Source organism: Daejeonella sp. H1SJ63, from assembly GCF_029360775.1.
Classification (GTDB): Bacteria; Bacteroidota; Bacteroidia; order Sphingobacteriales; family Sphingobacteriaceae; genus Daejeonella.
Genome location: NZ_JARKMZ010000035.1, coordinates 41,525 through 67,043, shown reverse-complemented (window position 1 = coordinate 67,043; position 25,519 = coordinate 41,525). Strand labels below are relative to the sequence as shown.

Annotated in this window: 23 protein-coding genes and 1 tRNA gene; 12 read left to right on the top strand and 12 right to left on the bottom strand. The window is 39.9% G+C overall.

The annotated features are described in order from the left end of the window. Positions 1–191: 191 nt before the first annotated feature. Positions 192–1,073: a bestrophin family protein gene (locus P2W72_RS12425; protein WP_276362986.1), complete on the bottom strand. Its 882-nt coding sequence runs from the start codon at positions 1,071–1,073 to the stop codon at positions 192–194. Positions 1,074–1,249: 176 nt separating this feature from the next. Continuing rightward, the gene (locus P2W72_RS12420) at positions 1,250–2,194 is read right to left on the bottom strand and encodes a hypothetical protein (RefSeq protein ID WP_276362983.1); all 945 of its coding nucleotides are present in this window, start codon (positions 2,192–2,194) and stop codon (positions 1,250–1,252) included. Between the two features lie 448 nt (positions 2,195–2,642). Here P2W72_RS12420 and P2W72_RS12415 point away from each other — a divergent pair. The 3 genes from P2W72_RS12415 to P2W72_RS12405 all read left to right on the top strand — a co-directional run bounded on the left by P2W72_RS12415 (position 2,643) and on the right by P2W72_RS12405 (position 5,172). After that, positions 2,643–2,716 (top strand) — tRNA-Ala (locus tag P2W72_RS12415). A gap of 483 nt (positions 2,717–3,199) precedes the next feature. Continuing rightward, complete coding sequence (locus P2W72_RS12410) at positions 3,200–4,543, top strand: Gfo/Idh/MocA family oxidoreductase (RefSeq protein ID WP_276362980.1); 1,344 nt, start codon at positions 3,200–3,202, stop codon at positions 4,541–4,543. Positions 4,544–4,671: 128 nt separating this feature from the next. Beyond that, positions 4,672–5,172, top strand: a complete 501-nt coding sequence (locus P2W72_RS12405; protein ID WP_276362977.1) for a DUF2911 domain-containing protein — start codon at positions 4,672–4,674, stop codon at positions 5,170–5,172. 126 nt (positions 5,173–5,298) lie between these two features. Here the strand turns inward: P2W72_RS12405 and P2W72_RS12400 are convergent, their stop codons facing one another. From P2W72_RS12400 to acs, 4 genes are all read right to left on the bottom strand, one after another. Further along, positions 5,299–5,589, bottom strand: coding sequence for a hypothetical protein (locus tag P2W72_RS12400; RefSeq protein WP_276362975.1), 291 nt, complete (start codon positions 5,587–5,589; stop codon positions 5,299–5,301). Between the two features lie 195 nt (positions 5,590–5,784). Continuing rightward, positions 5,785–6,906, bottom strand: coding sequence for a lipid-A-disaccharide synthase (lpxB, locus tag P2W72_RS12395; protein WP_276362972.1), 1,122 nt, complete (start codon positions 6,904–6,906; stop codon positions 5,785–5,787). 21 nt (positions 6,907–6,927) lie between these two features. Continuing rightward, positions 6,928–7,695: a 5'/3'-nucleotidase SurE gene (gene surE, locus P2W72_RS12390; protein WP_276362970.1), complete on the bottom strand. Its 768-nt coding sequence runs from the start codon at positions 7,693–7,695 to the stop codon at positions 6,928–6,930. Between the two features lie 166 nt (positions 7,696–7,861). Then, positions 7,862–9,769, bottom strand: coding sequence for an acetate--CoA ligase (acs, locus tag P2W72_RS12385; RefSeq protein ID WP_276362967.1), 1,908 nt, complete (start codon positions 9,767–9,769; stop codon positions 7,862–7,864). 227 nt (positions 9,770–9,996) lie between these two features. Between acs and rpmB the strand changes: the two genes are divergently transcribed. The 8 genes from rpmB to P2W72_RS12345 all read left to right on the top strand — a co-directional run bounded on the left by rpmB (position 9,997) and on the right by P2W72_RS12345 (position 18,767). Beyond that, positions 9,997–10,230, top strand: coding sequence for a 50S ribosomal protein L28 (gene rpmB, locus P2W72_RS12380; RefSeq protein ID WP_276362963.1), 234 nt, complete (start codon positions 9,997–9,999; stop codon positions 10,228–10,230). Between the two features lie 74 nt (positions 10,231–10,304). Further along, entirely contained in the window at positions 10,305–10,487 is a 183-nt protein-coding gene (rpmG, locus tag P2W72_RS12375) for a 50S ribosomal protein L33 (protein ID WP_079703649.1), read from the top strand. A 55-nt stretch (positions 10,488–10,542) separates the two neighbouring features. Next, complete coding sequence (locus P2W72_RS12370; protein WP_276362961.1) at positions 10,543–10,710, top strand: DUF4295 domain-containing protein; 168 nt, start codon at positions 10,543–10,545, stop codon at positions 10,708–10,710. A gap of 134 nt (positions 10,711–10,844) precedes the next feature. After that, complete coding sequence (ftsY, locus tag P2W72_RS12365) at positions 10,845–11,807, top strand: signal recognition particle-docking protein FtsY (protein ID WP_276362958.1); 963 nt, start codon at positions 10,845–10,847, stop codon at positions 11,805–11,807. A gap of 15 nt (positions 11,808–11,822) precedes the next feature. Continuing rightward, positions 11,823–13,157 carry a 30S ribosomal protein S12 methylthiotransferase RimO gene (rimO, locus tag P2W72_RS12360; protein WP_276362955.1) on the top strand — a complete coding sequence of 445 codons (1,335 nt, stop codon included), beginning with the start codon at positions 11,823–11,825 and terminating at the stop codon, positions 13,155–13,157. A gap of 44 nt (positions 13,158–13,201) precedes the next feature. Continuing rightward, entirely contained in the window at positions 13,202–14,794 is a 1,593-nt protein-coding gene (gene bshC, locus P2W72_RS12355) for a bacillithiol biosynthesis cysteine-adding enzyme BshC (RefSeq protein ID WP_276362952.1), read from the top strand. 7 nt (positions 14,795–14,801) lie between these two features. Then, complete coding sequence (locus tag P2W72_RS12350) at positions 14,802–15,887, top strand: Ldh family oxidoreductase (protein WP_276363104.1); 1,086 nt, start codon at positions 14,802–14,804, stop codon at positions 15,885–15,887. A gap of 159 nt (positions 15,888–16,046) precedes the next feature. Then, a complete protein-coding gene (locus tag P2W72_RS12345; RefSeq protein WP_276362949.1) occupies positions 16,047–18,767 on the top strand; it encodes a carboxypeptidase regulatory-like domain-containing protein in 2,721 nt (906 codons plus the stop codon). A gap of 893 nt (positions 18,768–19,660) precedes the next feature. Here the strand turns inward: P2W72_RS12345 and lepB are convergent. Genes lepB through P2W72_RS12320 form a run of 5 tightly spaced genes read right to left on the bottom strand, consistent with a single transcriptional unit; the run spans position 19,661 to position 23,894 of the window. Beyond that, a complete protein-coding gene (gene lepB, locus P2W72_RS12340; protein ID WP_276362946.1) occupies positions 19,661–20,770 on the bottom strand; it encodes a signal peptidase I in 1,110 nt (369 codons plus the stop codon). 17 nt (positions 20,771–20,787) lie between these two features. Next, a complete protein-coding gene (dapB, locus tag P2W72_RS12335; RefSeq protein WP_276362944.1) occupies positions 20,788–21,531 on the bottom strand; it encodes a 4-hydroxy-tetrahydrodipicolinate reductase in 744 nt (247 codons plus the stop codon). A 41-nt stretch (positions 21,532–21,572) separates the two neighbouring features. Continuing rightward, positions 21,573–22,193: a DUF5683 domain-containing protein gene (locus P2W72_RS12330; RefSeq protein ID WP_276362941.1), complete on the bottom strand. Its 621-nt coding sequence runs from the start codon at positions 22,191–22,193 to the stop codon at positions 21,573–21,575. Beyond that, the gene (locus tag P2W72_RS12325; protein ID WP_276362939.1) at positions 22,193–23,089 is read right to left on the bottom strand and encodes a ParB/RepB/Spo0J family partition protein; all 897 of its coding nucleotides are present in this window, start codon (positions 23,087–23,089) and stop codon (positions 22,193–22,195) included. The genes P2W72_RS12330 and P2W72_RS12325 overlap by 1 nt, the downstream gene beginning before the upstream one ends. A gap of 1 nt (position 23,090) precedes the next feature. Then, positions 23,091–23,894 (bottom strand): AAA family ATPase, encoded by an 804-nt coding sequence (locus P2W72_RS12320; protein WP_276362936.1) that lies wholly within the window; start codon positions 23,892–23,894, stop codon positions 23,091–23,093. A gap of 177 nt (positions 23,895–24,071) precedes the next feature. On the opposite strand from P2W72_RS12320, the gene P2W72_RS12315 reads away from it, so the two are divergent. Then, positions 24,072–24,593 (top strand): NADPH-dependent FMN reductase, encoded by a 522-nt coding sequence (locus P2W72_RS12315; RefSeq protein WP_276362933.1) that lies wholly within the window; start codon positions 24,072–24,074, stop codon positions 24,591–24,593. Here P2W72_RS12315 and P2W72_RS12310 read toward each other — a convergent pair. Then, positions 24,590–25,516, bottom strand: a complete 927-nt coding sequence (locus P2W72_RS12310) for a cobalamin-binding protein (RefSeq protein WP_276362929.1) — start codon at positions 25,514–25,516, stop codon at positions 24,590–24,592. The genes P2W72_RS12315 and P2W72_RS12310 overlap by 4 nt on opposite strands. Between the last annotated feature and the right edge of the window lie 3 nt (positions 25,517–25,519).

Here is a 25,519-nt window from a genome sequence, read left to right as displayed (position 1 = left end):
AGGCTGTTAAAATAGTAAAATTGAAAGAATATTTATGTAAAAGCTTGGTGAGGAAGAAAATCAGAATGATTAAATAGTTTTTTCTTAATCAATGAAGATGATGCAAGATGAGCTCAGATCAATATCTCTGTAGGTAAAAAAGGACTTTACCATTGAGATAAAGAGCCAATTCAAACCATCAAACCAAACAATCAGCTAATAATTTCTGAAACATGCTTTCTGATATTTTCGCCGATCTTATCAATCGGAAGATCATCAGCATCAATACCAAAAGGATCCTCAATTGATTCTGCAATCAGCTCCAGTGAAGCCATAACATAAAATATAAATGGTACTGCTGCAATCACGAAATAACCCATAGAAAACACAAAGCCAATCGGCAGGGTAAGTACATAAATAAATATGAACTTCTTGATAAATGAGCTGTAAGACATCGGAATTGGTGTATTCTTAATTCGTTCACAGGCACCGCAAACATCTGTAAAGGAATTCAGTTCATTATTAATCAGGATAAACTGATCGCCACTGATTGTCCCGTCTTTGTAAAGATGATTGGTACGGGTAAAAATCATCGATGCAACCTGATTGGGGCCATGCTTCCGGGCATCCAGCGATCCAAACTCAGGATGTTCAGCTTCATCCAGCATAAACAGGGTTTGATTGGAGCGTAAATGTGTAAATAAAGTATCTGCAAAAAGAGGGATTGATTTTTTATAAAAGCTACGGTTTACCTGATCATCGTTGCCCAGAAAAGCGTTGAGCTTAATAGCAAGCATGCGGCTAATGTTGGTCAGTGTGCCCCACTGCTTTCGGGCTTCCCACCAGCGATCGTAGGCAGTGTTTGTACGAAACACCAGGAGAATTGACATCACAAAACCCAAAAGATTATGTACGATGGTAATATTTTTCACCCAACTGGTATCCGACAGCTTTACATACTCAAGTTCCAGATAAGCAATACCTCCTGAATAAATTGCTAATGCCAGCAGTAACGGGAAAAGTTTTCTGGCGGTATCAGAACGATGAAAATAAAAAGTAGAATGAAACCAGTCTTTGGGATTATATACAATCATGCAGCAAAATAAGGAAATGTAAAGGAATTGAAGAAATTGCTGTTGATATGCAGGAAAAATTCTTGTTGCAGGTTATAGCCCGGCTTTCAGAAGCATCTTCAGATCCAGCTTTGCAGAGACTAAAAACCAAAAAAGGCCGCCCATGGGGCAGCCTCTCGAGAACGATTAATTATTAATTAATTACCAAAAGTAGTATCTACATGGTTAGCCTGAATCCATGTTGAGATTCTTCCGGCAGCAGCTTTAGCAGCTGCATTTCCTGTAGGTAAATAAGTTGGAGTTAATTTATTTAGTGTTGCAAGATATGCATCAACAATTGCAACATCAGCCCAAACACTTGCAGAAGGTTTTACAAGACCTAATCCTGCACTTAACTTAATTGCAGCAGCCTGAGTAAATGCAGCTTTTGAATCAGCCAATCCTTTTTTGTTTGAAGAATCCCAGATTGCTTTTCCTTCAGCCTGAGTATAAACCTTATTTCCTAAAGTGATTGTTCCGTCTCCAGGCCATACGGTTTGTGGTTTTGCAAACCAGAATCCCTGAGAATAAGAATAACTTACTTCTTCAACAATCTCGCAACCAAGACCGGTAAAAATGAATGATCCGCAACCGGTGATCTTTCCGGATTTGTAATAACCGGTTACATCAGCAGTACCTACATTCTTAGAAATAGTAATTGAATAATAAACCTTGGTAGTAGCATTAGGTGTTCCCTGTCCGAATTTAAACACAGGTACAGTGATGTTGCATCCTGTAAGATTTGCATTTGACAAAGAAGGATCTGCTTGCCAAAGTACCTCAACTGCCGACATGTTATTTAAATCAGCACCCTGAGCTGCACTTACTACATCATCAATGGTAACACATGTTCCAAGATCCATTACCCAGTGGCTAAGATTTTGAGAACCTGTATTATTTTGCATAGACCATGTATAGGTATATGTTCCATTCCCGTTATCTGTTTTACCTTCAAAGATATTGGTATAAGCTCCGCCAGTAGCAGAAACTTCTGCAACAGCTGAAAGCTCATTCACAGAAGAAATAGTTTCGTCCTTCTGGCATCCAGCAGAGAAGGTAATGATGGCAGTAATTGCCAGAATCGAGGTAAATTTGAAGTTCATTTTTTTTCAGGTTTAATTTAAGTATTAACCTTTAGTCAATTCTTATGCCAATGCGCCAATTACACCTTCAAGTCTGACGGAATCCGAAAATTACAAAAAACGAGTAAAAAATTCCCCATTTTGGATTCTATCTGAGTAAAAAATTCCACAATTCAGAATATTTACCCAAATTCAGGGGAGTATCTGCATATCAAATCTTCGCCTTGAAGGATTAAATATTAAAATTTACAGAAAACTTTATTTAATTATTAGTTAATTGTATTTATTGAGATAACCTTGCATGTACTTGTTAAGAATTAAGAGAGAAAAGCGCCAATGAGAACTGTCGAAGTTTATTAAGGTCGTCTTTACTATCCCTTCAACTAAGCACCACCTTTAAAATGCAGCAAAGCAATTCTTTGTATTTATTTGCAACTTCTCCCCTTTTTGCTAATTTTGGCAACTCTTTGGGGGATTAGCTCAGCTGGCTAGAGCGCTTGCATGGCATGCAAGAGGTCACCGGTTCGACTCCGGTATTCTCCACGAAGGCTATCGAAAACGATAGCCTTTTTTGTTAATTATACTTTTCCAATCAGTTAACCTGCTGTCCTTAGTCTTAAGCGAAGCGTGACTAAGGATTATCAAATGATCAGAAATCTTATGACTCTGGTTAAATAAATAAGAAACAGTGAGGAAGGGAATGGTATTGGCTTGCAATTTAAAGGGAGGGGTCTACGGCAATGAAAAAAGCTCCGGCGAAACATTTGTACAGGTAAATCCGCCGGATAGTCCCTATCAGGTTACCTGGCATTTATCACTGCCGACCGCAGCAGGCAGCTGGGCAATGTGTATCCATTTGATCATTAGAAGCGTGCAAGACGCGCCTGAAATACAAAATTAAAATTTCCTGAGTTCATAATTTATTCACAATCAGTATATTTCTTATCGCTTTTTTTTAGATTTAATTATCGGACATTTTGAACAATCGTTCAAAACAAGCTCCTTAATTGATTAAAAACAGCAATTATGCACAATTCCAGAAGAAAATTTATTCAAAACACCATGGTACTGGGCGCAGGGATGAGTATGCCGCAAATTTTGAGCGCTTCAGATTTCAGTGCTTTTACCCGCAGTGTAAAGGCATCTGACCAGATCAATTTCGGACTTATTGGTTGCAAAGGCATGGGCTGGTCTAACATGAATGCACACCTGAAACTTCCCCAGGTAAATTGTGTTGCTCTGGCAGATGTTGATCAAAACGTACTTAACCAGCGTACGGAAGACGTATTTAAGCTTCGCGGAAAGCGGCCAAAACAATACGGGGATTACCGCAAATTACTGGAAGACCCTGACATTGACGTAGTAATCATTGGTACTCCGGATCACTGGCACTGCCTCAATATGGTTGATGCAGTTTCAGCCGGCAAGCATGTTTATGTTGAGAAACCTATAGCCAATACCATTGAAGAATGTCAGATTATGGTGAAAGCACAACAGCGATACGGGAAAATTGTACAGGTGGGACAATGGCAGCGTTCAGGATCTCAGTATGCCGAAGCCATTGACTATGTGAAATCAGGAAAATTAGGTCAAATCAGACTGGTAAAATGCTGGGCCTATCAGGGCTGGATGAAGCCGGTACCCAAATTGGCAAACAGTCCGGTTCCGGCAGGGGTAGATTATGCGATGTGGTTAGGTCCGGCGCCCAAACGCGACTTTAATCAGAATCGCTTTCACTTTAACTTCAGATGGTTCTGGGACTATGCCGGCGGTTTAATGACCGACTGGGGCGTACATGAAATTGATATTGCATTATTTGCCATGGGTGTGCAAGCACCGAAATCGGTAATGGCCTCAGGCGGAAAATTTGCATACCCTGACGATGCTTCAGAAACCCCCGACACTCTTCAAACCGTATACGAATATGATGGTTTTAATATGCTTTGGGAGCATGCTACAGGCATAGATGGCGGCAACTACGGCTCAACCGAAGGCATTGCATTCATTGGGAACAATGCAAGTCTGGTAGTTAACAGGGGCGGATGGAAAGTAATTCCGGAAACCGAAAACAAGGATGGCCAGCGCATCAATAAGATAGAAGAAGTTACCCATCGAAAACCTGAAAGAAATGCCCATGAAGCTCATGCCATTAATTTTATAGATGCCATTACGAATAATGACCCTTCACGCTTAAAATGCGGGATTCAAACAGGAAGTATCGCAGCAATCAATGCGCAAATGGGAAATATTGCTTATAAAACGGGTAAAAAAATATACTGGAATGCCGAAAAAAATGAATTTACCGATGCTGAAGCCAATCAATTGACAAAAGCACGTTATTATAATGGCTGGCAGGTACCAAAAATTTAACCCGGGAAGTTTTACATTTAAAAATTTGGGGGAATTATGAATTAAAAATTTTCTTCCTTGTAATAATCTCGATGAATTTCATTAATATTATTTGCCTTATATATATTTGTGAAAACCAAAAACTAAACATGAAAAAATTATTTACTTTATTAATGATTACAGGCCTTTTCAGCGGATTTACAGCATGCGCACAAAGACCCAGCCCACCTGCAAAAGTTTCTGAAACCACTGCTACGGGAGTAAAAATCAGTATTGATTACAGTCAGCCGGCAGTAAAAGGACGTACTATCGGAAAAGAAATTGCTACTTACGGAAAAGTATGGCGTACAGGTGCTAATGAAGCAACCGTTTTCGAGATCAGTAAAGCAGTAAAAGTGGAAGGAAAACCACTTCCTGCGGGCAAATACAGTCTTTATACTATTCCCGGAGAAAAAGAATGGACAATTATCATCAATAAATCATGGGATCAGTCGGGTACTGTTTATGATCAGGAAAAAGATGCACTTCGTGCAGTTGTTAAGCCTGTCAAATCTGCAAGTTTCACTGAGCGTATGACATTCAAAATCGCTAAAACCGGCGTGGTATCATTAATCTGGGGTGATCATCAGGTTAATTTCAACGTGAAATAAATTTAGTATAATCATAAAAAGCCCTGATCCCGGCCTGTATCAAATCAGGAAATGGATCAGGGCTTTTTTTACCTGATTAATGTAATATATCCCGACCGGGTATATTGTTTCAAATTTTTTACCCCCTCAAATACCCAGTAATAAACTCCTGCCGGCATTTGAGTACTCTTCTCCGGTAGAACGACGAATCAGGGTATGCTGCCCCGGAACTGTACCCGATTGTATTAATGAGATTGCAGCAGGTCGGTTGCCGTTAGGAAAACGCTCACCAGTACCCGATATTTCGCCTATATAACATTCCCAATTGTTTAATGAGGCCAGCTCAAAGCCAATATTCTGCGGACACTCGGTTACAACCTGAGCCAGTCCGGTCAAAGGGCTGATCAATATTAACCATATGAGAAGCCTTCGTATCATAGAATGAGAAAACAGTCTCGAAAAATCGTAAAGCGCTATAAATCAACACCTGAAAGAACAATTTAATTTACGATTTTATTCTATGAATTTATTCAGGAAGAAAAACACAAAACTGCAGCACAGCTTTTTAGCACAATCCGGCAAGAACGCAAATCAGAACAAATGGGGGTTTGGTAATTACTAATATGAAGAGTATCAAGCCTGGTTCTTATTCTTCAGATAGGAAAACATCAATTCAGCCGCCCGTCCTGAGGCTCCTGCCTCTCCCATTCGCTGTGCAAGCAATTCATAATTATGAAGCATCTGACTGCGGTAAGGCGGATCATTCAGGATCAGATCAAGTTCATCCCCAATCTTTCTGCCTGAACAATCTTCCTGAATAAGTTCTTTTACTATACCTGAATCCATAACCAGATTAACCAGAGAAATAAATTTAATACTGACCAATAATCGGGCAATTCCTATGGAAATAGCATTTCCTTTGTATACTACTACCTGCGGTGTTTTTAATAGTGCTGTTTCCAGAGTGGCTGTTCCGGATGTTACTACTGCGGCGGCGGCATGAAGCAATAAATTATAGGTTTCATCAAAAACAACAGGGATCCCGATTTCTCCGATATATTTCCTGTAATCGGCAGGAGAAAATGAAGGGGCACCCGCAATTACAAACTGGCAATCCTTAAAACGGGAAGTTGAATCTATCATTTCCGGAAGTACACGATCCAGCTCCTGCCTTCTGCTGCCGGGAAGTAATGCAATGATCGGTCTTTGATCCAAACCATGCCTTTGCCTGAACTGATCATCAGGCGTATTCTGGGCTATCGCATCCAGGATAGGATTACCGACATAATCGACCTCCATACCCCATGATTTATAAAAATCGACCTCAAAAGGGAGAATACAAAACATCCGGTCGACAAACTTTTTGATCTTCAATACACGTTTCTGATTCCATGCCCAGACCTTGGGAGAGATATAATAAAATACCCGGATCCCCTGCTCTTTGGCATACTCAGCAATCTTCATATTAAAACCGGGAAAATCGATCAGGATCAGCACGTCAGGATTAAACTTCAAAACGTCCTGCTTTGCTGCTTTAATATTTCTGAGTACGGTGCTGAGATTAGCAATCACTTCAATAAATCCCATAAAGGCCATTTCTGCATAATGCTTTTCAAGATGTCCTCCTTCAGCCTTCATCAGATCACCTCCGAAATACCTGAATTCCGCTTCTGCATCTCTTTGTCTGAGCGCCTTCATCAGATTAGACCCATGCAGATCACCCGATGCTTCCCCGGCAATTAAATAGTACTTCATTGATTTCAGTCTGATAAATGATTAAAAATCCCAGGTATTCAGTAAAGGAATAGCATGATGTGCAGTCAGGTCAAATTGTACCGGCACCACTGATGCATAACCATTATCCAACGCCCAAACGTCTGTATCTTCGCCATGATCATTATTCTGGAACACTCCTGTAAGCCAGTAATAGCTGCGGCGGTTCGGATCAGTACGCTCGTCAAACTCTTCCGCCCATTTCGCATTGGCCTGCCGGCAGATCTTGATTCCCTTAATACCTGCCCCTCTCGGGAAGTTCACGTTTAACAGAGTACCCTGAGGCAGGCCATTTTTTAAAACCTGGTTAGTGATCTTCAGAATCAATTCCCTGCAATAGCTAAAATCGGCCTCCTGAGAAAAATCATCGAGCGAAAATCCTATAGATGGAATACTTTCAATTGCTCCCTCAACAGCTGCCGACATGGTTCCGGAATAAAGAACATTAATTGAATTATTCAGTCCATGATTGATTCCGGAAACACAGAGATCAGGTTTTTTGCCTTTAAAGACTTTGTTGACTGCCAGCTTTACACAATCTACCGGAGTACCCGAACATTTATACATTTCTACACCTTCATAAAGCTGCACTCTGTCGAGACGTAAAGGTTTTGCAATTGTTATGGCATGCCCTGTACCCGATTGCGGACCATCAGGTGCTACAACAACAACATTTCCAATACTTTGCATCACTTCGATCAGAACTTTTATCCCCGGAGCGGTAATTCCGTCGTCATTAACGACCAGTATGGTTGGTTTTGCATTTTTCATTGCAACGAAATTACGAAATCTTTGAGTTCTGCGCAGAACTTGTGTATATCCTTTAATGGCCAGAACTAAAACTCACTAATTTTTTGGCAAGAAAAGCCCTGCAGAATTACATAAAAAAACCCTGCAGAAATCTGCAGGGCTTCCTCTATATTTAATTCAGTACAAATTATAATGCACCATTTTTGATCTCTTCAACAACTGCAGGATCAAGAAGTGTAGAAGTATCTCCAAGGCTTGAAGTTTCACCTTCAGCTATTTTCCTCAGAATCCTTCTCATAATCTTACCTGATCTTGTTTTTGGAAGTCCGCTAACAAACTGGATCTTATCAGGTTTAGCAATAGCACCAATAATACGAGCTACAGTCTGAAGGATATCTTTTCTGGTCAGGTCATGATCATGTGTAGATGAGCCAAGAATCACATAAGCGTAGATTCCCTGTCCCTTAATATCATGAGGATAACCCACAACAGCACTTTCAACTACGTCAGCATGCATATTGATTGCATTTTCAACCTCTGCAGTACCGATACGGTGACCAGAAACATTGATCACATCATCAACCCTGCCGGTGATTCTATAGTATCCATCCTCATCTCTCAAACAACCGTCGCCGGTGAAGTACATATTTTTATAGGTAGAGAAATAAGTCAGGCGGCAACGCTCATGATCCCCGTAAGTAGTCCGAATGATCCCCGGCCATGGAAATTTAATACACAGGTTTCCGCTCACATCATTGCCGGTTAATTCATTTCCTGCTTCATCTACAAGGCAAGGCTGAACACCGGGAAGAGGTAAGGTAGCGTACCCGGGTTTGGTAGGTGTAACACCTGCAATTGGAGAGATCAGAATGCCACTGTTCTCGGTTTGCCACCAGGTATCCACAATCGGGCATTTCCCTTTACCTATTTTCTCATTGTACCAGTGCCATGCTTCTTCATTGATCGGCTCGCCAACAGAACCCAGCTTTTTCAGTGAACTAAGATCTTTACCTTTCAGGGGTTCATCACCAAAGCTCATTAACGAACGGATAGCAGTTGGAGCAGTATAGAGAATATTTACTTTATACTTATCTACAATTTCCCAGAAACGGCCTGCATCCGGCCAGGTTGGAACGCCTTCAAACATCAAAGTTGTTGCACCCTGAGATAGGGGACCATAAACTATGTAAGAGTGACCTGTAATCCAGCCAATATCTGCAGTACAGAAATGTACTTCGCCCGGCTGGTACTGGAATACAGTTCTGAAAGTATAGCCAGTATAAACCATATAACCACCGCAGGTATGAACCACACCTTTAGGCTTACCGGTTGAACCGGATGTATATAATATAAACAAGGGATCTTCCGCATCCATCGGTTCGGCAGGACATGCCGGGTTTCCCTGAGTTTCTACTTTCTTAATTTCATCTTCCCACCATACATCACGTCCCTTAATCATTGAAACAGGAGTACGGGTACGGGTTAAAACGATGATCTTTTTAACAGACTGGCACTGTACAAGTGCATCATCTATGATATTCTTCAATGGAATATCCTTATTCCCTCTGAAACCACCATCAGCAGTAATAACCAGATTACACTGCGCGTCATTAATTCTGTCGGCAATAGATTGAGCAGAAAAACCGCCAAATACTACCGAGTGGATTGCTCCGATACGGGCGCAGGCAAGTACTGCAATAGCCAGTTCAGGAACCATTGGCATATAAATACAGATTCTGTCGCCTTTCTTTGCTCCATTATTTTTCAGTGCATTTGCAAACTGAACTACTTTGAAATGAAGTTCTTTGTAAGTAAACGCTCTGTAATGCTCCTCAGGATCATTTGGTTCCCAGATCATTGCTGTTTTATCAGCATCGTTCACAAGATGACGGTCAAGGCAGTTCTCCGTGATGTTCAATTTACCACCACTAAACCATTTCACATTGGGTTCTGTAAAGTTCCATTCAAGAACTTTATCCCACTTCTTTTGCCACTGAAAAGTGCTGGCAACATCGCCCCAGAAACTTTCGGGCTCTGCTACACTGTAGTCATAAACACGCTTGTAATCGTCAAAGGAATTAATACGGAGATCCATTTTTTAATTTTTGTTCAGTAAACTTATAATATTAGAGTGCAATTATATCATATTCAGTCTTCTTAGCCTAATATAGACTCAAAAAAATTACATTATCCCACTCTCAGGGGCAGCTTTTAAAACGAATGTCTAAATTTATTTACAAAGTGTTGCGTATCTGATTTTTTCTCCTGATATTTGCAAACTCTTTAAAGATTTGAATTTAATATAAAGATACACATATAGTCATGTCGAGAATTTGTGATTTAACAGGAAAAATGGCGATGAACGGTTACAACGTTTCAAATTCGAACGTAAAAACCAAGCGTAAATTTTATCCTAACCTGCATGTAAAAAAGTTTTACATTCCAGAAGAAGACAGATGGATTACGTTGAAGGTTTCTTCTTCAGCCATTAAAACCATCAGTAAGAATGGCATTACTGCCGTAATTAACAAATTCCTTAAAAAAGGGTATATATAAGTTATACGTTATAAGTTATACGTAAAAAAACGTACAACGTAATACGTACAACTTGCAACATAAAAAATAATACAATGGCTAAGAAAGGTAATAGAGTTCAGGTTATTTTAGAATGTACTGAGCACAAAGAGAGCGGCATGGCTGGAATGTCTCGTTACGTAACGACGAAAAATAAGAAAAACACCACAGAGCGTTTGGAGTTGAAAAAATTCAACCCGGTTCTGAGAAAGGTGACTGTTCACAAAGAAATTAAGTAATATTTATTGAAAAGCGGGTTTTACTCACAGATCAATAAACTAAACATACACAGAAATGGCAAAGAAAGTAGTTGCAACCCTGAAAACAGGTGCTGGTAAAGAATACTCAAAAGTTATCACAATGACTAAGTCTCCTAAAAGCGGTGCTTATTCATTCAAAGAAATCATCGTTCATAACGATCACGTAAAGGACGCTATTGCTGCATCTAAAAACGCTCAATAAGAAGTTCAGTGAATTTTAAGAAGCCGCCCGCGTACATCGTTGGGGGGCTTTTTTCATATAAAAATAATTGTTTTTCGCTTATACCCTGCTTATGAACTTTAAGCTTATAAACAGGAAATCTTAAACTGACACCTATGGGATTATTTGACTTTTTTAAAAAGAAAGAAAGCGATATACAGGAACAGGCTGAACTGGATAAGAGTTTAGAGAAGACCAAGGAAGGCTTATTTTCGAGAATTACCAAAGCCGTGGTAGGCAAATCTACCGTTGATGATGATGTGCTTGATAATCTGGAAGAGATTCTGGTTAATTCGGATGTTGGCGTACAGACTACCCTGAAGATTATAGACAGAATTCAGGCACGTGTTGCCAGAGACAAATACATCAATACATCCGAACTGAATGAGCTTCTTCGTTCAGAAATTCAGAGCCTGCTGTCTGAAAATAACAGCAATGATTTCAGAAATTTCGAATATGGTAACCATAAGCCCTACGTAATTATGGTGGTTGGCGTTAATGGAGTAGGAAAAACTACCACCATAGGAAAACTTGCCCATAAACTTAAGCAGGCAGGCAATAAAGTAGTTTTAGGAGCTGCAGATACATTCCGTGCTGCGGCAGTTGATCAGCTGAAACTCTGGGCAGAACGTGTGAATGTTCGTGTTGTTGCACAGCCAATGGGCTCAGATCCTGCATCTGTGGCATTCGACACGCTGCAATCTGCTGTAGCTAATGGTGAAGATGTTGCCATTATTGATACCGCCGGTCGTTTACATAATAAGATTGCCCTGATGAACGAACTGACCAAGATCAAGCAGGTAATGAATAAAGTGGTTCCGGGTGCACCGCATGAGATCCTTTTGGTACTTGATGCCTCAACCGGACAAAATGCCATTGAACAATGCAAGCAATTTACTCAGGCAACTGAAGTAAATGCACTGGCTTTAACAAAACTAGACGGCACTGCCAAAGGCGGAGTGGTGATAGGAATTTCTGATCAGTTTAAAATTCCGGTGAAATACATCGGTGTAGGTGAGGGTATTGAACACCTGCAACTGTTTAACAAAAAAGAATTTGTGGATTCCCTTTTTAAATGATAGGGCTAAAGAATAATGAAGACAAAGAGCAGTAAGCAGGCGGAAGAGGTAAAGCCCAGGGTAAATGTCATTACACTGGGTTGTTCAAAAAATATTCACGATTCAGAAGTTTTAATGGGACAGCTGCGGGGTAACAGTATGGATGTTGTTCATGAAGCTGAAAAACTAAACAAAAATGACATTATTGTCATCAATACCTGTGGATTCATCGACAATGCCAAGCAGGAATCAATTGATACCATTTTACAGTACAGCGAACTGAAAGAACAGGGAAAGGTGGCCAAGGTTATTGTAACCGGATGTCTTTCAGAAAGATACAAACCAGAACTGGAGGCCGAAATCAGGAATGTAGATTCTTATTTCGGGACCAATGATCTTCCGGATCTGCTTAAATCTATAGGTGCAAACTATAAGCATGAATTACTTGGAGAGCGCTTGCTAACAACGCCCTCCCATTTCTCTTATTTCAAGATCGCAGAGGGATGTAATCGCCCCTGTTCATTCTGCGCCATTCCTCTGATGCGGGGGAAACATGTTTCAAAGCCAATTGAAGATCTGGTGAAAGAAGCTAAGTTCCTGGCGAAGAACGGTACCAAAGAATTGATATTGATTGCCCAGGACCTGACTTATTACGGACTTGATCTTTACAATAAACGTAATCTGGCTGATCTTCTGCGCAATCTTTCAGATGTTGATGGCATAGAATGGATCAGATTACAATACGCCTACCCATCAGGTTTTCCGATGGATATTCTGGATGTGATGAATGAACGTTCAAATATCTGTAACTATCTGGACATGCCTCTTCAGCATATCTCTGATAATATGCTTAGCTCCATGCGACGAGGAATTACCAGACAAAAAACAATTGATCTGGTTAATTCAATACGTGATAAAGTTCCGGAAATTGCACTTCGTACAACATTGATCTGCGGCTATCCCGGAGAAACCGGGAAAGATTTTGAAGAGATGAAAGAATGGGTAGCTGAGACAAAATTCGATCGTTTGGGATGCTTCACTTATTCGCATGAAGAAAAAACACATGCTTACCAGTTGAACGATAATATTCCTGAAGAAGTAAAACAGGAGCGTGTAGATGCCATTATGGAAATTCAGCAGGCCATTTCATTTGATATTAATCAGGATAAAGTAGGCAAGACCTACAAAGTACTGATAGACAAGAAGGAGGGTAATTACCTGACAGGACGTACTGAATTCGACTCTCCGGAAGTAGATAATGAAGTTTTGATTGACGCAAGAATCAGCTACTCCACTCCCGGAAATTTTGTACAGGTAAAAATTGACCGTGCAGAAGACTTTGATCTGTATGGTCAGATTGTCAAAATATAGATCTGTTAAGAGGAATTCCGTAATTTCCTCTAATTTCGTTTCTGATGAAGGCAACTTATATTGATTACAGCGAAACCCAGAGTTTTTCAAAAGCTTTGATCCGCTTTTTAGCCAACGACCCTGAACTTGATGACTTCCGGTCATACAGAGCCGATATTAAAGGTTTCCATGATTTGCTGCAAAACAAAAAATTCAGTTCCTCAAGGACTATCCTCGCTGACGTTCTTAAAGAACAATATTCACAATTGCCTTCAAAAGCTCATCAGCAGGTTAGCGCGAATATTGAATCATTGCTTCAGGATAATACTTATACTGTTTGCACCGGGCATCAGCTGAATATTTTTACCGGCCCGCTCTATTTTATCTTTAAGATCGTTACCGCCATTAATCTGGCCAAAGAACTGAAAAGCAATTTCCCTGATAAAAATTTTGTACCTGTATACTGGATGGCAACAGAAGATCACGACTTTGCCGAAATCAATCATACCTATATCTCCGATAAAAAAATAAGCTGGCTGCATGCGGCATCAGGTGCTACCGGAAGATTAGAGATAAAGGGAATTGAAAATGCTATTAAAGAGTACACCGGAATACTGGGTTTATCAGCAAATGCTGAATATTTAGGCAATCTGATCAGATCTGCATATACAGGAAACAAAAATCTGGCTGATGCTACACGGCAGCTGGTGAACACCTTATTCGAAGAATATGGACTGGTGATTCTGGATGCCGATGATGCGAGACTAAAGAAGCAATTCTCTCCTGTCATTACTGAAGATATTATCAAACGCAGCAGTTTTAAGAATATAACTGAAACCAATCAGAATCTCCTCAAGAAAGGAATTGAAGCGCAGGTAAATCCAAGGGAGATTAATTTCTTTTACCTACTGGACGGACTCAGAGAGCGGATCGTTTTTGAAGATGGATTGTATAAAGTGCTTAATTCTGAAATCAGCTTTAATGAAGCGGAATTAAAGCAGGAAATCAATGAGCATCCCGAGCGTTTCAGTCCGAACGTAGTCATGCGCCCAATGTATCAGGAAGTAATTCTTCCTAACCTTGCCTATATCGGTGGTGGTGCAGAGATCATTTACTGGCTTCAACTGAAACAGAACTTCGATCATTATGGCATTGATTTCCCGATATTATTATTGAGAAACTCGGCCATGATCACAGGCATGAACCTGAATGCTAAACTCAACCGTCTTGATCTGAGTTTTAAAGATATTTTCAAGGAGTCTGAAATACTGAAAAAGGAATGGGTGCTGAATCATAGCAGTCATAGCCTTAACCTGCACGATGAATGGCAGGAAATTAACTCAATCTTTGAAAAGATCAATCTCCGGACCTATAAAATAGATCCGACCCTTGGCCCAAGTGCAGAAGCTGTTAAAGTCCGCTTACAAAAAGCATTCAAAAATCTGGAATCGAAATTAATGAAGGCAGAGAAAAGAAATTTTTCTGATGCACTTTCACAGATCGATACGATTAAGACAAAACTATTCCCTAATGGAGGTTTACAGGAAAGAAAAGAGAATTTTGGCACTTTCTATGTTAAACATGGGAAGAACTTCATTCAAATTCTAATTGAAAACTTCAAACCGCTGGACTTGAAATTCACCATCCTTGAAGAGTAGAAATTACATGACTTACCATACATTCACCGAAAGTAAACTAAGAGAATTTACGAAATCCATTTTCAAAAAAATGGGTTGTTCAGCAGAACATGCTGAACTTGCCACTGATGTACTGATTAAGTCGGATCTGAGAGGCATTGATTCACATGGTGTTGCAAGGCTTACCGGATATGTTCGCCTTTGGGAGAAAGGCCGGATCAATGCGCAACCGGATATCAAAATAGTTCACGAAACCCCAACAACCGCAACTATTGACGGCGGTGCAGGTCTGGGTTTGGTTGTAGCTCCCTTTGCGATGAAAGTTGCAATTGAAAAGGCAGAAAAATATGGATCAGGCTGGGTATCTGTCAGAAATTCCAATCATTTCGGAATTGCAGCATACCATACCATGATGGCCGTTGAAAAAGATATGATCGGATTTGCAATGACCAATGCGAGTCCGCTGGTAGCACCAACATTCGCCAACGAACGCTTACTGGGAACAAACCCAATGTGCTATGCTTTTCCGGCGGGTAAATATCCTCCTGTAATTGTTGATATGGCAACCTCAGCTGCCGCTAATGGCAAGCTGGAGATTGCTCAGCGAATGGGGAAACCGGTTCCTGACGGATGGATTCAAAACTCTGAAGGCCAACCCTCAACTGACCCGCATGAATTAAAAAAAGGCGGCTCACTCCTTCCATTGGGAAGCGACCGTGAACATGGAAGTCATAAAGGCTTTGGACTAAGTGCAACTGTCGATATTTTATCTGCAGTGCTTTCGGGAGCTAATTATGGCCCCTGGGTTCCACCTTTTGTTGCATTCATGGAGCCTTCTGCCAATCCTGTTGGTCTGGGAATAGGTCACTTTCTGGGTGCTATGCGGGTAGATGGATTCAGACCGCTTGATGAATTTAAATCTCATCTGGATAATTGGGTAGACCGGTTCAGCTCTGCTAAACAGATCTCTGCCGATCAAAAAGTCATTATTCCGGGACAGCCGGAATTCCTTGCTGAAAAAGAACGGTCTGCATTTGGTATTCCTCTGATTGATGAGGTTTGCAAAGACCTGAATGAAGTTGCAATGAAGCTGGGGATTGAACCCCTTATTTAAACAGATACTGATCAGTCAATTGCTGATTTATCTGCCTTAAACTAAGCTGCAATACGAACCCCTGTATCTATATTCAAACTTAAATTTCAAAAACCGGATAACTGTGTGATTAAATCTTCATTTGCTCTATATTAGCATTATATTCCATATTCAGAGCAAATGAAAATTTTCCGATACATATTTATTGCAATTCTTGTCATTTTTCAAGCTCCCGGGCTTTTAGCTCAGGATACCCTCAGCATTAACACTCTTGTAGGCAAGACCCAAAAACTGGTAGAAGAATACCCAATGGAGAAGGTTTACCTTCACTTTGACAAACCTTACTATGCTCTGGGTGATACAATATGGTACAAGGCTTATGTAGCAACCGGACAGGATATACCTTCAGACCTGAGCAAAGTTCTTTATGTTGACCTGATTACCGAAAAGGACAGTCTGATCAGATCGATGAAATTACCTGTCGTTAATACTTCAGCCTATGGCAGCATAACACTTGATCCAACAATTTACAAACCCGGAAACTACCGGATCAGGGCTTATACTTACTGGATGCTGAACTTCAGTGACGAATATTTCTTTACCAGAAATATCCCTGTAGGAGATGCGATCAACAAAAAAATTATAACCAATATCAGCCTTAAGGGCGAAAGTTCAGGGAGTTCTGCCCTGATTAATGCCCTAATCGTTTTTAAAGATCCGGAAGGTGTTCCGTTTGCGAACAAAAAAATTAACTGGAGAGTCATTTCCAGGTTTGAATCCATTGCCAGAGGAAGAGAAACAACCGATGCAACAGGTTCGGTTATGCTAAAATTAACTGCATCAGAAAAAGCTGCCCTTGATACCGGAGTTCTGGAAACTGTACTTGAAGCAGAGACAGAAAAAACGATCACTTCACTATTCCCGCTAAAAAATTCATTTTCAGAAGCAGACATTCAGTTCTTCCCTGAAGGTGGTGATCTGATAGAAGGGCTGAACTCCAAGGTAGCATTTAAAGCAATCCAGGAAAAAGGGAAAGGCATTGATATAAAAGGTGAAATTGTTGATAATACAGGGAAACTGATCAGTAAAATCGAATCCCAGCATTTGGGTATGGGTGCGTTTAAGCTGAATCCTGAAGCAGGTAAGACCTATACAGCCAATATTACTTTTGCAAATGGAATTAAAAAATCATTTACACTTCCAAAGGCAAAAGCCAGCGGACTTGCACTTTCAGTAATTAACTCAACTCCAACTAATATTTTACTGCAAATTGCCAGCAATCAGGCATATTTTGCCGCTAATCTGGATAAGACTTATTATCTGGTTGCCAGAAGTAAGGGAGTGATCTGCTTTGCGGCACAAACCAAATTAAGTACAATTTCTGTTGGTGCATCAATGCCAAAAAATAAATTCCCTGATGGAATTGCACAGATTACTGTTTTCTCGACTTCGGGCGAACCTCTCACAGAACGCCTAGTATTTGTTAAGCATAATGATATCGCAAGCTTAAGCCTCAGCTCAGATAAAAAGGTTTACGGCACGAGACAAGCGGTAAAGATGAACGTAACAGCCAAGACAAAAAATGTACCTGTTGAAGGCAATTTCTCAGTTGCAGTTATCAATGAATCAAAAGTTCCGCATGATGACGATGAATTCCCTACCATCCTGAGCTCATTCCTGATCTCTTCGGAATTACAGGGATACATAGAAAAACCTAACTACTACTTCAATCAGGTCAGTGAAAAGAAAGTTGCTGATCTCGACTTATTAATGCTGACACAGGGATACCGTAAATATTCTTATAAAGCAATACTCAAAGATGAAAAACCTGTAATCAATATGCTTCCCGAGCAGGGTATAGAGTTCAGCGGCATATTGCGTACCTCTAATGGAATGCCTGTATCAAACGGAAGTCTGAAACTGGTAGTTCCTGCGAGCCGCTTTTATGCTGAAACCAAATCGAATTTGAAAGGTGAATTTAAATTTGAAAAGGTGATCGTTCCAGACTCGGCAGAGGTCACCATCAGTGCAAGAAGTACAACTGCGGCAAAAAACATGATGATTATCCTCGATGGAACTGCATTTCCTGTGGTAACCAAAAATATAAACAGGGCTGATGAGAAACTGAATATCGACAGTGTGCTTGCCCCCTATTTGGACAACAGTAAGCGGCAATACCGATTGATTACCCAAATGCTTCAGGAGGTTGTTGTAAAAGCAACTGCCATTAAGAAGCCAAGTCATATGGATCATGCAGCACTTTCGGGTCTTGCTACAATGCCTGATCATCTGATAGAATCTGACCGGTTCCAGGGTTGTAATGTATTCCTGAATTGTCTTCAGTCGGCAGCTACCGGACTAACCTATGCTGATAATAATTTTTATGTAACCCGGGTTTATAACAGTGGTCTGAGGGTACCTGTTCAGATCTTTTACAATGGGATGCCGGTTGATGCTAACTATCTGAATAACATTATTCCGGCAGATGTTGACAATGTAGAGGTATTTCTCAAGGACGAACTGGGCATGGTCAGTCGTACATACAATACTAATGGGATTCTCGTTATTAACTCCAAAAAAGCGGCAAAGGGTTCCGCCCTGACTCCGGATGAGCTAAAAAAGCTATTCCCTCAAAATAATGTCCTGAATTTTAACCCACAGGGATATGCTAAAACTAAAGAATTTTATACCCCAAAATATCTGACAACGGCAAGCAAAACTGCAGGATCTGATTTCCGAAGTACAGTTTACTGGAATCCAAAAGTGTTTACTGACAAAAACGGAACATTTAACTTTGAGTTCTATAATGGTGATAACAAGGGAACTTACAAAGCCGTTGTTGAAGGAACAGATATTGATGGTAATCTTTCAAGGTTTATTTACCGGTATAAGGTGGAGTAATAATTAAGAATTACGAATTAAAAATTACGAATTACGAAATTTTAGTTATCTGGATGAGGACAGCTAACTTCAATCATAGAAGCTTATCATCTCAATACGCAATACTCACTTAGCAATACTTTTCAATTACGAATTACGAAATTTCAGGAACCTGGATGAGGGAAGCTAATTTCTAACATAGAAGCTTATTATCTCAATACGCAATACTCACTTCGCAATACTTTTCAATTGCGAATTACGAAATTTCAGGAATCTGGATGAGGGAAGCTAATTTCTAACATAGAAGCTTATTATCTCAATACGCAATACTCACTTCGCAATACTTTTCAATTACCAATTACGAAATTTCAGTAATCTGGATGAGGGAAGCTAATTTCTAACATTGAAGCTTATTATCTCAATACGCAATACTCACTTAGCAATACTTTTCAATTGCGAATTACGAAATTTCAGTAATCTGGATGAGGGAAGCTAATTTCTAACATAGAAGCTTATTATCTCAATACGCAATACTCACTTCGCAATACTTTTCAATTACCAATTACGAAATTTCAGTAATCTGGATGAGGGAAGCTAATTTCTAACATAGAAGCTTATTATCTCAATACGCAATACTCACTTCGCAATACTTTTCAATTACCAATTACGAAATTTCAGTTATCTGGATGAGGGAAGCTAATTTCAAACATAGAAGCTTATCATCTCAATACGCAATACTCACTTCGCAATACTTTTCATTTGCGAATTACGAAATTTTAGTAATCTGAATACTCCCGGCACCAAAATCAAGAAAAAATATAAGCCACTGCTTCAAAGCTATATAAATAAAAGAGGGTTAGTAAGATCAATTAATCTTACTAACCCTCAAAACTATCTGTCTAAATACTAATTACTTAATTAATCCCGTCAAGTATTCTGCTCCAACGGATTTTGTTAAGAAAAGAACCATTAGCATCCCAGCTCATCCATACAAATAACGCTTTACCCACGATATGATCGTCTGGAACAAAACCCCAATAACGCGAATCCAGAGAGTTATCACGATTATCTCCCATCATCCAGTAGTAATTCATCTTAAAAGTATAAGAATCAGTCTTTTTACCATTGATGAGAATGTCATTACCCTGACGCTCAATTGTATTGTTCTCATATACTGAAATCGCTCGCTGATACAATGCGTAATTGGTACTGTCGAGTTTTACGGTCCAGCCTTTTTTAGGTATAATCAATGGACCGAAATTATCAGAATTCCACTTAAACTGAGAGTCATGAGGAAAGATCTGAGAATCGAACTCACCTGCAGGTCTGATATAAGGGCTTACCGTCTTAACATTCGACCATTTTTTGATTACTGCGGCATCCTCTGCGGTCATATTGAAAATATATTCATCCGAAGATGAACGCTGTGCTTCAATATTCATATCCTCAATAGCCTGTGGATTAAAATCTGTCCCGTCAGATTTCACATAATAATATTTCTCACCAAACTGTGGTATTTCTGCAGGTTTTCCATTAAGATAAACACGGGCATCTTTGATACTGACCGTATCACCTCCTATTGCTAAACAGCGTTTGATATAATTCTCACGTTTATCAACTGGACGGTTAAACGGAGCATCTGCATCCATAGGATAATTAAAAACAACAACATCATTCCTTTTAACTTCACTTAATCCGGGCAAACGACGGTAATCCCATTTTATGACCTCTGAATATGCTTTTGTTCCGGTAATTGGCATAGTATGATGCGCAAAGGGAAATGCAACAGGTGTCATTGGAAGACGTGCTCCATAATTTACTTTACTGACAAAAAGGAAATCGCCAACAAGCAATGTTTTCTCCATAGAGCCTGTTGGAATAGTATATGCTTCGATAAATAAACCCCTGATCAGGGTTGCTGCAATAACAGCAAAAACTATGGCATCAAACCATTCCCTTCCGGCACTCTTTTTAACCTTAGCCTTATTGTCTTTAGCTGTACTCTTTTTCAAATTCAGATTCATGCTGCTATTTTATCTATTTATACACTAAAATCAAACATATCAGTGATATTAAAAAATCCGGTTTTCTTTTCCAGCCACTCAGCGGCAATCACTGCTCCCAACGCAAAACCGGCCCGGCTGTGAGCCTTATGTTTAAACTCAATATCATCGACCTCAGAACTGTAAATTACCGTATGGGTACCTGGCACTTCCTCAATCCTGTGCGATTCGATCAATAATTGCTCCGGTTTTGCAATTACTTCTTCACCTGAACCTATCAGTTCATTTACCCACTCATTTTTACGTTCCAGTTCTCCTAAAATACCCTCTGCAATGGTCATTGCGGTACCACTCGGAGAATCCAGTTTTTCAGTATGATGAATTTCTTCAACCTGTACTTCATACTGAGGATAACGGTTCATGATCTTTGCAAGTACTTTATTTACAAAAAAGAACACATTTACCCCAACGCTAAAATTAGACGCGTATAATAAGGTATTGTTACCTTCAGTGCATTTATCCTTTACTTCCTGCAATTTGGCATACCAGCCGGTAGTACCAACAACAACCGGCACCCCTGCTGCAAAGCAAAGATCAATATTACTAAGAACAGAATCAGGTGTACTGAAATCAATCGCCACATCAGCAAGCTTAAGATTGGCAATATTCAGATCCTCTGTATTATCTACATTCACCTTTAAAACAACCTCATGCCCTCTTTCAAAAGCGAATTGTTCAATGATACGGCCCATTTTACCATATCCAAGGATGGCTATTTTCATTTATATATACTTGTTAATTAACACTTTATAATAAAATCAGCTTACAATGATATCTTAAGTTTCAGTCCAACAGCTGTACCGGAGGCTGAAGCATGTACAGGAAGCGTCTGGTTTACAGAGGGCTTAATCTGAATGCTCAGTTCATCTGATAAATCAAACCTAAAAAACTTTGCGTCAATATAGGCATCAATAATGTTTATTGCATAAAATCCCAATCCTCCAAGAATAGAAAGGTCGCGATTTCGCCTGTAAGCATCTTTAATATTGATAATTCCCTCTGTTGTATAAGGCGCATACAGTGGATTCTGTGTTTCACCCGGGTTTTCCTGACGAAATTGAGCTTCCTTAAGAAATATCTTATAATTTCTCTGATTAAACTCATAAACCAGTCCGATTCCAAAGAAACCGCCATAAACCAGAGGAACCTTCCACCAGCGTTTATTATAAATCTGACCTAATCCGGGAAGTATTGCCGACCTTCTTGCTGCAATACGCGGCATTTCTTCTATTGCAAGCCTTGCAGAATCCTTAACAACTTCTGTTTTCTTCGGAGCAATAATATTCGTATCCCGTTTGGCAGGAATAGTATTATTCTGAGAAAAGGCATTTGAATGCGCAAAAAGGCACACAAAAATTAACCCTGAAAGGATTTTTACACACATTACCAGTCTAACATTTCCAGGATACGATTCAAATCATCATCTGACATGAATGCTATTTCGATTGATCCCGTACCCTTATCACGTAATTTCAGTTTAACTCTGGTACCGAACTTCGACGCCAGATCATCCTGAACCTTCATATACTGAAATGAAATACCGTCGGCCTTTGGCGACTTCATCGGTTTCCCTGATTTCTGTACTTCACGAACCAGTTCCTCTACTTTTCTTACAGATAGTCCGTTTTTAATAATCTCCTGAAAAATATATAATTGCTTAACCGGATCCTCAACAGATATCAATGCTCTTGCATGTCCCATTGAGATATCCTTGTCGCGAATGGAAGCCTGAATTGCCGGAGGTAATTTCAGTAAGCGGAGATAATTAGTTACTGTTGAACGGTTCTTGCTGACACGGTCGCCAAGCTCTTCCTGCTTTAAATTACATTCATCAATCATCCGCTGGAAACTCAGTGCAACCTCAATCGCATTCAGGTTTTCACGCTGAATGTTCTCGATAAGAGCCATTTCCAGCATCTGCTGATCATTCGCAGTACGAACATAAGCGGGTATTTCAGTGAGTCCGGCAAGTTTTGAGGCACGCAAACGACGTTCACCCGATATGAGCTGATATGAATTTTGACCGGCCTGCCTAACCGTAATCGGCTGAATAAGCCCCTGTAATTTTATGGAATCAGACAGATCCTGCAAAGCTTCGGGATCAAACTCAGTTCTTGGCTGAAAAGGGTTTACCTCAATCTGATTGATCTTAATCGTACTGATAGATCCCAGAGATGGATTCTCATTACTGATCTGCTGCCTGTCATTATCAGGCAGATCCGAATCATCCAACAGTGCTCTTAACCCTTTACCTAATCCGGTTTTCTTCTGATAAATCATATTATACTAATGCTTGTTTTGCAGCTTCCTCATTGGATACCAACCCATTCTTACGTATGATCTCCCGAGCCAGATTCAGATAATTAATAGCACCCTTACAACTGGCGTCGTGCATAATAACCGAAATACCATAACTTGGAGCCTCACTAAGTCGTGTATTTCTTTGTATGATCGTATCAAAAACCAGATCCTGGAAATGCGTCTTCACCTCTTCAACAACCTGATTCGATAAACGTAAGCGAACATCATACATTGTCAGTAAAATCCCTTCAATCTGCAGATTTGGGTTAAGCCTGCTTTGAACAATCTTAATCGTGTTCAATAATTTACCAAGTCCTTCCAGAGCAAAATACTCGCATTGAACAGGAATAATTACCGAATCAGCAGCTGTTAAAGCATTAATGGTTATTAGTCCGAGAGAAGGTGAGCAATCAATAATAATGAAATCATAATTATGGCGGATCTTATCCAGTACAGCTTTCATTTTGTACTCCCTGTCTGTCATATTGATCATTTCGATCTCGGCACCAACAAGGTCGATATGTGCCGGTAAAAGATCCAGATTAGGGGTATCTGTACTTTGAATTGCCTGAGCAGGATCTATCTCATTAATAATACATTCATAAATACTTGCTTTGATGGTACGGGGATCAAAACCTATACCTGACGTTGTATTTGCCTGAGGATCCGCATCAACCAATAATGTCCGATATTCAAGCACAGCTAAGCTGGCTGCCAGATTTATGGAAGAAGTAGTTTTTCCAACGCCCCCCTTTTGGTTAGCTAATGCGATGATTTTACTCATTTTACAAAAAATAATTACAAATATGTGATATTAAAAACGTTTCAAAACCAATTCAAAACAGATGAAAACAGTACTTTTGAATTGATTTAACAGGCTTTTCAAATAATTTTAAAGATACAAACTTAAAACTAATTACGCCTTCAGGCGATATTCGTTTTGCACATCTTATCAACAAAAATGATAACAATTATATCAGGTACCAACCGCGAAGGAAGTAATACACTGAGGCTCGCTGAATATTACAGGCGGCAATTAAAAGTAAAAGGTTTTGAATCTGAGTTGTTTTCACTTTGTAATTTGCCTCATGATTTGATTTTCACTGATCTGTATGGTAAACGCAGCGATGCATTTAAAATTATTCAGGATAAAGTTTCTGCAACAAGTAAATTCCTGTTTATTATTCCTGAATACAATGGAAGCTTTCCCGGTGTACTGAAGACCTTTATCGATGCCTGCACTTTCCCGGAAAGTTTTTTCGGTAAGAAAGCAGCGCTTGTGGGGCTATCCACCGGGAAATACGGTAACATCCGCGGCGTTGAACACTTTACCGGCATTTGCCATTATGTAAACTTACATGTATTGCCTCTCCGCATACACATACCGGCTATCAGCAGGGAGTTTGATGAACACGGAGATCTTTTCAAAGAGGATACACTGAAATTTGTGAATCAGCAAATTGAGAATTTTATCACCTTTTAAGCTTTAAAAGATAGCCAGCCATTTCCCTCATATCCAAAAATAAACTGTTTGGGATTTATAATCTCGGCCATAATTTCGATGCTGTCAGTAATACGGGGACCGGAGCGATTAAAATACTGATTACCATCAGCAATATAAACCCGCTGATCTTTAACAGCCTTTAAATCAGACCAGCCCGGCAATTCCAAAAGGAGACTGATCTCCTGCAGAGTTCTCTGAACAGAAAATCCGCAAGGCATAATCACCAGAATATCAGGATCTTCTTCTCTGATCGACTGAAAATCAACATAAGGCGAATGTTTGGCTTTTTCAGACAGAACGGGAGTTCCACCGGCAATATCAATAATTTCCGGAGTCCAGTTTCCGGCAACCATCAATGGTGAAAGCCATTCAATACAAACTACTTTCGGTTTCTGAACAATAAATTTGAGCTTATGCCTGATAATATCTGTTCTTTCTTCAGCCAGCTCAAGCAATTCAGCCCCTGCTTTTTCTACCCCAAGCTGCTTTGCTAAGTAACTGATGTCATTATATATATCCTCCAGACTATTCGGAGAAAGTGAGATGATCCTGCACTCCTTATCCAGCAAATCTTTAAGAGCCAGTTCAACATCACTCAGACTAACTGCGCAGACCTCACACTGTGCCTGGGTAATAATTACATCAGGAGCAAGCTTTCTGATCAGTTCCTTATCAATGGTATAAATCGATAGAGTTTCAGAGAGGATCTCTTTTACCTGTCTGTCAATAGCTGCACTGTCTGATCCTGACAGGAATTTAGCAGAAGAACAAACGGGTAGCACTTTGACACTTTCCGGATAATCACATTCATGTGAACGGCCAACCAACTGATGCTCCATGCCTAATGCACAAACGATCTCGGTAGCGGCAGGAAGAAGCGATATTATTCTTTGTTCAGGCATTGA